At 59.7% G+C, this 12,209-nt stretch carries 10 protein-coding genes; all 10 read left to right on the top strand.

Annotation, left to right across the window (positions count from 1 at the left end; translation table 11 throughout):
- Window positions 1-221: DUF3387 domain-containing protein (locus H8E27_11225; GenBank protein ID MBC8326182.1), on the top strand; the 221-nt coding region annotated here is incomplete at its 5' end.
- Between the two features lie 253 nt (window positions 222-474).
- A complete protein-coding gene (locus H8E27_11220) occupies window positions 475-1,485 on the top strand; it encodes a tripartite tricarboxylate transporter substrate binding protein (GenBank protein MBC8326181.1) in 1,011 nt (336 codons plus the stop codon).
- Window positions 1,482-2,939 carry a tripartite tricarboxylate transporter permease gene (locus H8E27_11215; protein ID MBC8326180.1) on the top strand — a complete coding sequence of 486 codons (1,458 nt, stop codon included), beginning with the start codon at window positions 1,482-1,484 and terminating at the stop codon, window positions 2,937-2,939. Before H8E27_11220 ends, H8E27_11215 begins: the two co-directional genes overlap by 4 nt.
- A gap of 12 nt (window positions 2,940-2,951) precedes the next feature.
- On the top strand, window positions 2,952-4,349 hold the full coding sequence (locus tag H8E27_11210; protein MBC8326179.1) for a sulfatase-like hydrolase/transferase: 1,398 nt from the start codon (window positions 2,952-2,954) through the stop codon (window positions 4,347-4,349).
- Window positions 4,350-4,412: 63 nt separating this feature from the next.
- Complete coding sequence (locus tag H8E27_11205; GenBank protein ID MBC8326178.1) at window positions 4,413-4,808, top strand: hypothetical protein; 396 nt, start codon at window positions 4,413-4,415, stop codon at window positions 4,806-4,808.
- A gap of 60 nt (window positions 4,809-4,868) precedes the next feature.
- Window positions 4,869-6,248, top strand: coding sequence for a sulfatase (locus H8E27_11200; protein MBC8326177.1), 1,380 nt, complete (start codon window positions 4,869-4,871; stop codon window positions 6,246-6,248).
- A 2-nt stretch (window positions 6,249-6,250) separates the two neighbouring features.
- Entirely contained in the window at window positions 6,251-7,795 is a 1,545-nt protein-coding gene (locus tag H8E27_11195; protein MBC8326176.1) for a sulfatase-like hydrolase/transferase, read from the top strand.
- A 5-nt stretch (window positions 7,796-7,800) separates the two neighbouring features.
- Window positions 7,801-9,981: a sulfatase-like hydrolase/transferase gene (locus tag H8E27_11190; GenBank protein MBC8326175.1), complete on the top strand. Its 2,181-nt coding sequence runs from the start codon at window positions 7,801-7,803 to the stop codon at window positions 9,979-9,981.
- A 7-nt stretch (window positions 9,982-9,988) separates the two neighbouring features.
- Window positions 9,989-11,401: a sulfatase-like hydrolase/transferase gene (locus H8E27_11185; protein ID MBC8326174.1), complete on the top strand. Its 1,413-nt coding sequence runs from the start codon at window positions 9,989-9,991 to the stop codon at window positions 11,399-11,401.
- Window positions 11,402-11,408: 7 nt separating this feature from the next.
- The gene (locus H8E27_11180) at window positions 11,409-12,206 is read left to right on the top strand and encodes a hypothetical protein (GenBank protein MBC8326173.1); all 798 of its coding nucleotides are present in this window, start codon (window positions 11,409-11,411) and stop codon (window positions 12,204-12,206) included.
- The last annotated feature ends 3 nt before the right edge of the window (window positions 12,207-12,209 follow it).

Here is a 12,209-nt window from a genome sequence, read left to right as displayed (position 1 = left end):
CCGAGGACAAGCTGATCAAGCTCGCCAAGGAGGTGAAAACAGTGGTCGACGACAAGGCCAAGTACACCGACTGGAGCCAACGCGACGACATCAAAGCCGAGCTGAAAGTAGATCTCATCCTCCTCCTCGGCAAACACGGTTATCCACCCGTCGACCGTGATGAGGTCTACAAGGAGATCTTCGAGCAGGCGGAGAACTTCAAGAAACACCGGGCGGCATGAATCTCTTGTCCGTAATCTTTTTGCTATTTTTGGTTTCTTGATCGAAGCCGCGGCCAAGCCGAATGTGATGTTTGTTGCGGTGGATGATCTGAATGACTGGATTGGATGCCTGGGAGGGCAGGCGATGGCGCCGAATATGGATCAATTGGTCGAAGGGCCGTAGCATGTGGGCGACGATGAGGTTGCATTGTCCGCCAAAACGCCGCAGGTTGGCCGCGCTTTCATGACGGCGTTTTCATGGTTTCGGCGAGGTATGGTCGCAGGAGTTTTTCTGGGCGCGATTCTCTGCGCTGCGGCTGCGCCGTTTCCTGAGAAACCGATCACGGTGATCGTGCCGTTTGCGGCAGGCGGCGGAAGCGACACGTTCGTTCGCATTTTTCTCAAAGCGATTCGGGAGCACGACCTCGCGCCGCAACCGTTTGTGGTGAAAAACATTGGCGGCGCGGGCGGCACGATCGGAAGTCGGGCGGCGTTGAAGGCGGCCCCGGATGGCTACACGATTCTTTGTCTACACGATGGGATGTACACGGCTCAACATTACGGCAACGCCGATTGGGGGCCGGCGGACTTCACGCCGATCGCGGCCACGGGCAGAAGCGGTGTGGTGGTGGCGGTGGTGGAGAATTCGCCTTACAAGGATTTGGCCGAGTTGATGGCGGACGCGGTGGCTCGGCCGTACCAATTGGTTTACGGCACCAACCTCGGGGCGCCGAATCATTACTCAGCGTTGTTTCTGCAACATGGCAAGCCGGGGGCTAAATTCCGATTTACGCAAACGGGCGGCGGCGCCAAGCGGTTGGCTCAGCTCAAGGGTGGCCACGTGGACGTAACCGGGTTTTCGGTGGCGGAGTACGAGCCCTTCAAGGAGGCGGGCATCCGGGCGTTGGCGGTGTTGAGCGAGGAACGGGAAGCGGCTTTGCCGGATCTACCGACGGCTCGCGAGCAGGAGGTGGATGCGATCCACGGGCTGATGCAGTTTTGGTGGGCGCCGAAAGGGACGCCGCCGGATCGAGTGGCGTATTTGGAAAAGCTTCTGCGCCGGGTGATGGAGACGTCGACGGTGCAAGCGCGTTTGGCGCAACTGCACGTGGATCCGGAGTTTCATGTGGGCGATGATTTGCAAGACGTGATTCAGGAGCGCAGCCGGGAATTGGAGGGGCTTCAATTGGAGAAACCGGCGGCCTTGCCGCCGGTGCATTGGCTGGTGCTGGGCTTTGTGGGGCTGTGCGCGGTCTGGGTTTGGCGGGAGGACAAGCCGGCATGATCGAGTTGTTTGCTTCTCCCATGTTGTTGGGGCTGACGTTGCTCGGGGTGTTTCTGGGCATCACGGTGGGGGCCGTGCCGGGATTGACGGGCACGATGCTGATCGCGCTGGCCTTACCGCTGACGTTCACGATGGAGCCGGTGGCGGCGCTGGTGTTGTTGGTGGCCATGTACGTGGGGGCGGTGAGTGGCGGTTTGATCAGCGCCACCTTGTTGCGAATGCCGGGCACGCCGGCGGCGGTGATGACGACGCTAGACGGCTATCCGATGGCGCGGGCCGGTCAGCCGGGGCGGGCGTTGGGACTGGGTATCGGGGCGTCACTGGCTGGCGGGTTGGTGTCGTGGTTGGCGTTGTGGCAATTGTCCGAGCCGATGGCGGAGTGGTCCACGCGGTTGGGGCCGTTCGAGTATTTTTCGTTGGTGATTCTGGCGCTGGCGCTGTTGGCGGGCATGGGGGAATCGACGCGGGCGCGAGGCTTGTTAGCGGGTGGACTGGGTGTGCTGGCGGCCATGCCGGGCGTGCATCCGGCTACGGGCGAACTGCGCTGGACCTTTGGCGTGACGGCGTTGAACGAGGGCTTTCGGCTGATTCCCGTGCTAATCGGTATGTTTGCTATCGGGAAAATTTTGGGCGATCTAACAAGCGATGGCGGCAAGGTGGAACAGGCGAAGGGCGAGGACGGGGCGTGGGTTCCGTGGGCGACATGGAAGGCGCAAGCGGGGAACCTCCTGCGCTCCTCGGGCTTGGGCACGTTGATCGGTGTGTTGCCCGGCGTGGGCGCGAATGTTGGTTCGCTGGCGGCGTATATGACGGCCAAGCGGGCGTCGAAGACACCGGAACAATTCGGTAAAGGCAGCGAGGAAGGCATCGTGGCTTCCGAGGCGGCGAACAACGCCACGGTGGGCGGGGCGCTGATTCCGCTGATCGCGCTGGGCGTGCCGGGCAGTGTCATCGGCGCCGTGCTGTTGGGGGCGTTGATCGTGCACGGCCTGCAGCCCGGGCCATTGCTTTTTCGGCAAAACCCTGAGGCGGTGCACGCCATTATCGGCTCCGTGCTGGTGGCGAACGTGATGATGTTTGCTCTGATGCTGGGCGGCGCCCGCTGGATCGCCCGGCTTTCGGCCGTGCCGCAAAAAGTGCTGATGCCCGTGATCACGCTCTGTTGCTTGTGGGGCGCGTACGCCTTGAACGGGCAGCTCGTGGACGTGGTGGTGATGCTGGCCTTCGGCGTGATTGGTTGGCGCATGGAAAAAGCGAAGCTGCCGCTGGCGGCCTTTGTGATCGGCTTCGTGCTGGCGCCAGTGGCCGAAGAAAACCTGTGCGCGGGGTTGATGGCGAGTGGCGGAAGCTACGCGCCCCTGGTAACGCGGCCGTTGTCCCTGCTGATGCTAATTGGCGCGGCGGTGTTGTTGCTGCGCAAGAATAACGTTTCCGCTCCGGACACATCTTCGTAAAGTCGCCCGCTCATGAGCGAACGGCCCAACATTCTCTGGTACTGCACCGATCAGCAACGCTTCGATACCATTGGCGCGCTGGGCAACCCGCACGTACGCACGCCGGTGGTAGATAAACTGGTGCGCGATGGCGTGGCATTTACGCATTCCTACTGCCAAAGCCCGATTTGCACGCCGAGCCGGGCGAGCTTCATGTCGGGCCTGTACCCCAGCCGCGTGCACAATACGCGCAACGGCAACGCCACCTTTCCCAACTGGCCGCCAGTGATCAGTAAGCTGATGGCCGATGCCGGCTACGAGTGTGGGTTGATCGGAAAATTTCATCTGCAAAGCTCGGGCCGCCGCACGGAGCCGCGGATTGACGATGGGTTCAGCTTTTGGAAATTCAGCCACGCCCCGCGCGACGACTGGGAGGAAGGCCACGATTACGCCGATTGGGTTCGCGAACAGGGCGGCGATCTGAATGCCTTGCGCGAAAGCGACGACCGCGTGCCCACCGAACTGCACCAAACCACTTGGGCGTCCGAGCGGTCGATTGAGTTCATTCGCCAACCGCACGAAGGCCCGTGGATGTTGAACGTAAACATATACGACCCGCATCCGCCCTTCATACCGCCGCGTTCTTATGCCGAGCAGTTTGATCCCGCGGCCATGCCCGGGCCGCACTTTCGCGAAAGCGACACGGCGGCGCAGGCGAAGCTGGCCGATTGCGATTTTCAGGACGAGGTGCGCACGCCCGAGGAACACGATGCCCATGCGGTTCAGGCGCGGTACTATGCGATGATCGCCCAGATCGACGACCAGTTTGCTCGCATTCTGCAAACCCTCGACGAAACCGGCCAGCGCGACAACACGGTGATTGTTTTCACCAGCGACCACGGCGAGGCGCTTGGTGATCACGGGTTGATGTACAAAGGCTGTCGGTTTTACGAAGGGCTGGTGCGGATTCCTTTGATCATTTCTTGGCCGGGCCGGTTTGTGGCCGATCACCAAAGCGATGCGTTGGTGGAACTGCTCGACCTCTCGGCGACCCTGCTGGATCTCGCGGACGTGGAAATGCCGGATTATTTTCAGGGCGCGAGCCTGCGGTCGATCCTCGAAGGGCGCGATTTGTCCGACGCTCATCGCAACTTCGTGCGCAGTGAATACTTCGACGCTCTGGACCCGCATTTCACCGGCGGCACGGGCACCTACGCGACCATGCACCGCACGCGCACGCACAAGCTGTGCGTGTACCACGGCAAAGGCGTGGGGGAATTATTCGATCTGGAAAACGATCCGTGGGAACACGAAAACCTCTGGGACGATCCCGCACACGCCGACCTCAAGCACCGTTTGCTGGCCGAAAGTTTCGACGCCCACGTGCTACTGACCACCGACGTCGGCTCCGAGCGCATCGCCCCGATGTAACGAGCCTAGCGCAGTTGGGCACACTGTCGCGTTGCGCTGAATCCTCAACGCGAATATCTTCTGATGATGACGGCTGGAAAATGGAATGGGTTGCTGATGGCGAGCTTGGGCTTGTTGATACTCTTGGGTGTGGTCGCGTCGGTGTTTGTGATGGTATTTATCACGCCAAAATTGGCGGCGATTTATCAGGATATGGGAGTGGACTTCCCCGGTTATTTGCAGACGGCGATTTCGGTCTGCGATTTTTTCCTGAAAACGTATTTGATCTGGCCGGCGATCGTGGGCGTAGGGTTTTGGCAGTTTGAGCGGCGCTGCAAGAATGAGCATAAACCGGCCATCCGCAACCTGCTGCTCTCGGGCATGGCGCTGACGATGTTGTTGTTGGCGTTTTGGATTCTTGGCTCCACTCTGGCCGCGACCATTCAAATCGCCATAATTGGCGTTAGTGGGGGAGCTTAACCGGTCGCTCATGAAAGGATTGATTCGCGGCGCGTTTGCCCGCAATCTCGGCGTGTTCCCATGAATGTTCGTTATTGTCTTTGGTTGCTGTGGTTTCTTGGCGTGTTTTCGGTATCGGCAAGTCAGCCGAACATGGTGTTTATCATCGCAGACGACTGCACCTTCCGCGACATCGGGTGTTATGGCGGACAGGCGAAGACGCCGCATATTGACAAGCTGGCGACTCAGGGGATGCGGTTCACCCGTTGCTTTCAGGCCGCGCCCATGTGTTCGCCCACGCGGCATAATATTTACACCGGCCTGTATCCGGTGAAGAGCGGGGCGTGGCCGAATCACACGCGGACCTATCCGCACGTCAAAAGTATTGTGCACCATATGCAACCGCTGGGCTATCGCGTGACGCAGACCGGTAAGACGCATATCAATCCGCGCACGGTGTTTCCGTTTGAGAATCAGGGCGGCAAGAACCCGGACATGAAATACATCGACCGGCTCTTTGCCGAGACGGCCAAGGGTGGCGACAGCGGTAAACCGTTTTGTTTGTTTGCCTGTTCCAACGAACCGCACACGCCGTGGGACAAGGGCGATGCCTCGGCTTATCCGCCGGCTAAGGTGAAGCTGCCGCCGTACATTGTGGACACGCCGCGTGTGCGTGAAGATTTTTCAAAGTACCTTGCGGAGATCACCTATTACGATTCGCAGGTGGGCGAGATATTGGCGTTGCTGGAGAAACATCAGTTGGCGGACAATACGCTAGTGATGGTGGTGAGCGAGCAGGGTAGTGCGTTTCCGTTTGCGAAATGGACCTGCTACGATCACGGGCTGCAATCGGCGATGATCGTGCGCTGGCCCGGCAAGGTAAAGGCCGGCAGCGTGACCGATGCGATGGTGGAATACGTGGACGTGACGCCGACCTTCGTGGACGTGGCCGGTGGTCGGCCGGTGGCGCCGGTGGATGGTCGGAGTTTTCTGCCGGTTTTGGAGGGGCGGACGCTGAAGCATAAGGAACAGGTTTTCGGTATCATGACCACGCGCGGGATTATCAACGGCACGGATGCGTATGCCATCCGGTCGGTGCGGGAGGGGCGCTACAAGCTGATTGTGAATCTGAATCACGAAAGCAAATTCACCAATGCCTGCACCAAGATGCCGTTGTTTCTTTCGATGGTGGAAAAGGCCAAGGCCGGCGATGCGATGGCTCAACGGTTGGTGAATGCCTATCATCACCGGCCGGCGGTGGAATTGTACGACCTGCAATCGGATCCGCTGGAGATGACCAATCTTGCCGGACGCCCCGGCAGTGAAGCGCACATCAAGCGCCTGCGATCCAAGTTGGAGGCGTGGATGAAAGCGCAGGGGGATCAAGGCGTGGAAACCGAATTAAAAGCCCGCGAACGCCAGGGCGGCGGTCGCAATAAAAAGAATCCCAAGAAGAAATAAACATGAAACGAATCGTTACAGTCCTTGCCTGCGTGCTCGCGCTGCCGTTGTTGGCGGCGAAGCGGCCGAACATTTTATTCATCTACACGGACGACCAGTCCACGCGCACGGTCGGCAGCTATGATGAGGCGTTTGATTTTGTGAAGACGCCGAACATTGATGCGCTGGCCAAAGCGGGTGTGCGGTTCGAGAAGGCGTACATCGGTTCGTGGTGCATGCCATCGCGCGCGACGATGTTGACCGGCCATCACCAGCACGGCATCGAGTCCATGCGCATGGAGGGCAAGTATCCGGGCAGCGCGTATGATGCGGACAAGTGCCCGTTTTGGCCGTCGGTGTTTCGTCAGCAAGGCTACGTGACCGCGCAGATCGGCAAGTGGCACACCGGTGTGGATGGCGGTTTCGGGCGCGATTGGGATTACCAGATCATTTGGAACCGGCCCAAGTACGTTGAGAATTCGCCGAATTATTATTACGACCAACTCACCGAATTTAACGGCGGCAAACCCAAGATGGTGAAGGGCTACACCACCGACAATTACACCGACTGGGCGATTGAATTCATCAACGGCAAAGGCCGCGCGGACAAGCAGAAGCCGTGGTATCTCTGGCTGTGCTATGGCGCGGTGCACGGCCCGTTCACGCCGGCCGACCGTCATAAGGGGGATTACAAGGCCGGCAAACCGCCCGTGCCCAAGGATGTTTATCCGCCACGCCCGGGCAAGCCGAAGTACGTGCAAAAGATGGAACACTGGGAGCCGAAGAATGGCGTGCCGGTGGAGCGCAAGGTGCGCGAGCTGGGGCCGGTGGGCATGCAGGATATTCCCGGCCGTCCGTTGCGTGATTGGATCCAGCAATACCACGAGGGCGTGCGCGCGATTGACGAAGGCGTCGGCCGCGTGTTGCAGGCGCTGAAGGAATCCGGCCAGGACGAGGACACGCTGATTGTTTTCACTTCCGACCAAGGTTTCGCGTGGGGCCAGCATGGGTTCAAGTCGAAGGTGGGTCCGTACCATGCCACCGTGGCTGCGCCCCTGATCATTCGCGTGCCGGGCGCCAAGGCGAAAGCGACGGCGGGCCGCGTGGTGGCCGAGCCGGTGAGCGGCGTGGATTTGCCGCCCACCTTTTTTGCTCAGGCCGGTTTGAAGCTGCCGTGGAAAATGCACGGGGAAGATTTGAGCCCGCTACTGGAAAATCCCAAAGCGAAACGCCAGTCACCGGCGATGCTGGTGCACACCGGCAAATTGTACGGCTCGGCTACGGCCAAGATTCCGCCCGCGGACGATCCGGCGCTGTACCATGGCCCCGGCGTGCCGTGGTACGTGATGCTCGCCGAGGGTCGCTACAAATATGTGCGCAACCTCATCGAGGGCGAGATGGAGGAGCTATACGATCTCAACAAGGATCCCGAAGAGCTGAACAATCTTGCGCTCAAGCCGCGGCATGCCAAGCGGTTGGCGGGCTTGCGCGCCAAGGCGACTGAGGAGCTGCGCCGCACGCAGGCGCCGTTTGTTGAGGGCATGCCCAAACCGTCCACTTTAAAATAAATCCGATGAAACTGATTCACGCACTGGCCCTCGCGTTGGGCTTCACGGCGGTCGCGCAGGCGGCGCCGCAACCCAACATTGTGTTCTTCTTTGCCGATGACCAAACCTCCAGTTCGCTGGGGTGCTATGGGCATCCACTGGCGCAGACGCCGCATCTGGATCAGTTGGCCAAACGGGGCACGCGGTTTTCCAACGCGCATGTCAGTCAGGCGATTTGTTGGGTGAGTCGGACGACGATTCTCAGCGGGTTGGTCGGGCGTTCCTTCGGTACAGCGGCCGAACCGGACCGCGCCACGCCGGAGTCGGTGCGGGAATTGTACTCGGACCTCCTGCGCGCGAACGGCTATCGCACCGGCTTCTTTGGTAAATGGCATGCCAAGATGCCGCGCGGATTTCAGCCGGCCAATCATTTTGATGTGTTTCAGCCGGTGGGCCGCAATCCGTTTTACAAGCGCCAGCCAGACGGTTCGCTGCGGCATGAGACAGAGGTGATCGTCGATCACGGCATTGAGTTCATCAAGAACCAGCCGAAGGGCAAGCCGTTTGCCATGAACATGTGGTTCAATGCCTGCCACGCGGAGGACAGCGATCGGCGGCCGGGCATCGGGCATTTTCCGTGGCCGCGCGCGATGGATGGCATGTACGAAAGTGATGAAATCGCGCCGCCGCGTCTGAATGATCCGGAGATTTTTAACAGTCAGCCCGATTTCCTAAAGACCTCCATCACGCGCGAGCGATTCTTCTGGCGCTGGAACACCGATGAAAAATATCGGACCAACATGCGCGCTTATCTGCGGATGGTCAGCGGCATCGATAACGCGATCGGCCGTTTTCTCAAGGCACTGGAGGAGGCTGGCTTAGCGGAGAACACCATCATTGTGTACTCGGCGGACAACGGGTTTTTCATGGGCAACCGCGGCTTTGCCGGCAAGTGGTCGCATTATGAGGATGCGCTTCGGGTGCCGCTGATTATTTGTGATCCACGCGTGCCCGCCAAGCAACGCGGGCAGGTGACCGATGCCTCGGCTTTGAACTTGGATTTCCCTGCCACGTTCCTGGATTGGGCGGGCGTGAAAATTCCAGAGCGTTATCAGGGGCGTAGTCTCAAACCGGTGGTAGAAAGTGGCAAGCCCGCGGGTTGGCGTGCAGAGACCTTCCACGAACATCACGCTGTACGTGGTCGCATTCCGGCCTTTGAGGGGCTGCGTAATCAACGCTTTAAATATGTGCGTTATACCGATTTTGGGAACCACGAGTTTTTGCATGATCTTAAGAATGATCCGGATGAACTTAAAAATCTCGCCAACGACCCTAAACACAACGATGTGCTCAAGGCCATGCGCTTGCGAACGGACGCTCGCGTCAAAGAACTGGGCGGACCGCTGAATCCATTGGGTAGTTTTGGGAAATCGACTGATCCTCATCCCGTCGCTTCGGCGGCTGTCACCGTGCGGCCGGGCGCGGATGGGTTTGTGAATCTGATCGGCGGCGGCCTGCGCAATTGGGCCGGCGATTCGAACTATTGGTCGGTTAAAAACGGCGTACTCACCGGCACCACCGACGGCACGCTCAAGGCCAATTCCTTTCTCACCTGGAAAGGCTCCACCATCCGCAATTTCGATCTGCGCGTGCAGGTGCGTGTGACGGCCGGCGGGAACAGTGGCATCCAATACCGCAGTCGCATGCGGCCGGATCTTGGCTTGTATGCGGCGTCTGGATATCAATGCGATGTCGTCGCCAAGAACCCGAATTACAACGGCATGGTGTATGAGGAAAAAGGCCGACGCATTCTGGCGCACACCGGCGAAAAGGTGGCGGTCGATGAACAGGGCCGTTCTTGGATTACCGGCAAGATGCCCGTGAAGGAATTTGCCGCTGACGAATGGCACGAGTATCGCGTGCTTGTGCGGGGTAATCATATCCAGCACTGGATCGATGGACATCCGACAGCGGACCTGATTGATTTTGACGAGAAAGGACGGGCGCTCGACGGCGTTCTCGCCTTGCAAGTCCACGTGGGGCCGCCGATGAAAATCGAGTACAAGGAATTCCGCATCAAACATCTGCCCGACAATTTGCCGCTGCTGCAGCTCAAGGAGCATCCCATCCCGGCCGGTTCCCTCGGCGTGCGGCCGCAGGGCCGTTTGCCCAAGAACTGGCAACCGCCGGTGTACGGCAAGGAATAGCTGCGATATGAAACACTTCTTCTGCCTTCTCCTGTTGAGCGGCATGTTGTCTTTGGCCTCCGCCGAGACGCGCCCGAACATCGTGCTGGTGATGGCCGACGATCATGGCTACGGCGACACGGGCTTTACCGGTCATCCGTTTGTCCAGACGCCGCACCTCGATGCCATGGCCAAGGTGGGCGTGGTGTTCAATCGGTTTTACGCCAGTGCGCCCGTGTGTTCGCCGACGCGCGCCAGCGTGATGACCGGCCGTCATCCGTTTCGCGTCAACGTGCCCAATCACGGGCATTACCTGCGACCGCATGAGACCACGGTGGCTGAGGCGCTCGGGAGCGCCGGATATGTCACCGGCCATTTCGGGAAATGGCACATCGGTTCGGTGCAGGCGGAGAGTCCCACGAGTCCGGGAGGCGCCGGGTTTGATGAATGGTTGTCGGGCTTGAACTTTTTCGACAACGATCCTTACCTGAGTCGGAACGGCGAATACGGGCAGTTCAAAGGGCCCGGCTCGGTGATCGCCATGGATGCGACCATCGAGTTTCTCGGCAAACACGCCAAAGGCGATAAGCCGATCTTTGCCGTAACTTGGTTTCCATCTCCGCACGATCCGCAGGCGGAGCTACCGCAAGGCCTGCCGAATGCCGCCACGCTTTATAATGACGAGGACACCAAGAAGCCCGGCTACTTCCGCGAGATCACGCTGCTGGATCAGCAGATCGGGAAACTGCGGAAGAGCCTGCGTCAGTTGGGCATTGCCGAGAATACGCTGTTGTTTTACTGCAGCGACAACGGCGGACTGGTGACCGAATCCTCCGGGGGGCGGGCGAGGAAAGGGAGCATTTACGAAGGCGGCCTGCGTGTGCCCGCGGTGATGGAATGGCCGGCAAAGTACAAGGCGAAGACCGTCGACACGCCGGCATTCACTTCCGATCTGTACCCCACGCTCGTCGCTCTGGCCGGCGCCAAGGTAGCGCATCAACCGCGGCTCGATGGGATCGACCTAGAGCCGGTGATCGCCGGAAAACGCACCGAGCGTCCGCCGATGGGTTTCTGGCACGGGCACACGTCGGGGCAAAGCACTTGGAACGACCGCATCATCAAGGCTCTGTTTGAGGCCAAACAAGCGGGCCAACCCAATCCGCATCCCGAGCGTGTTCTGAAGAACGTGAATCAATTTCCCACCTTCGGCGCGGACGCCCGACGCGGTCATGCCGCTTGGAATGCTTGGCCGTGGAAACTGCATCGGATGGAGAAAAACGGGAAGGTCACCATCGAGTTGTATCATTTGATTGATGACCCGATGGAGGCGAAGAATCTCAGCGCCGCCGAGCCGAAACGCACGGCCCAGATGCGCAAGGCGCTCGAAGCATGGCAGCAGTCCGTACTATCCAGTTGGTCTGGGGCGGATTACCGGAAATAGATTGAACATGAAATGGCGGCTGGTTATCGGTTGGATACTGTGGGGCTCCATTCATTGGAGTCAGGCGGCGGATTCAGTAATGCCCACCGTGCTGGCCGAACGCGCCCGGTTGATTCTGGATGACAACGGCTCCAAGCCGCGCGGGGGGCGACTTCAGGCGCAATTCGGCAACGGCGCTCAAGTGCGCGCTGGGGCTGGAACTTGGGCGCGGGCAAAAAATCACCCGAACGTGTGGCGTGCCACTTGGAAGGGGAAAGGCCACGTGCCGGTGGCGGCGTATCATGGATTCAAGGCCACCAATCTCGTGGTGGAAGTGACCTTTCGCTTCGGCGAAAATTCCGAGCCGTGGCATCATCAATGTTTTCGCATAGCCGCTGACCAGCGGCCGGCCATGACCGGCCACGTCGTTTCGGCCTGGGCCAATACCGACAACGATTTCATCGAGACCGGCTTTCTCCTCCAACACATCCGCAAGACGCCGAAGAAAACGATTCTCGAAGACCTGTTGTTGGACCGGCAACCGCTCACGTTAAAACCTCACATTTGGTACACGGCAATGCTGGAGATCGTCGGCGACGAAGCCCTGTTTCGCCTTGGCGATCACGTTGCCTATGCGCAGGCAGAGCAGATTCGGCTGCCCAAGAATCTCGTGTCCCTCACCACTGGCGCGACGTGGCACGAAATCAAGCGCGTCCGCATTTGGGAAGCGACGCCCAACCCGAATTGGCCCGCAAAGAAAGCCGCCACCCTCCAAGTCCGCAACCCCTTCACGCCGGGCGTGCACCGGTATGTGAAGCCTCAGTGAGAC

Source organism: Limisphaerales bacterium, from assembly GCA_014382585.1.
Taxonomy (GTDB): Bacteria; Verrucomicrobiota; Verrucomicrobiia; order Limisphaerales; family UBA1100; genus JACNJL01.
Note: the sequence above shows the minus strand (reverse complement) of the source record. Positions and strands in the feature narration are given on the sequence as shown.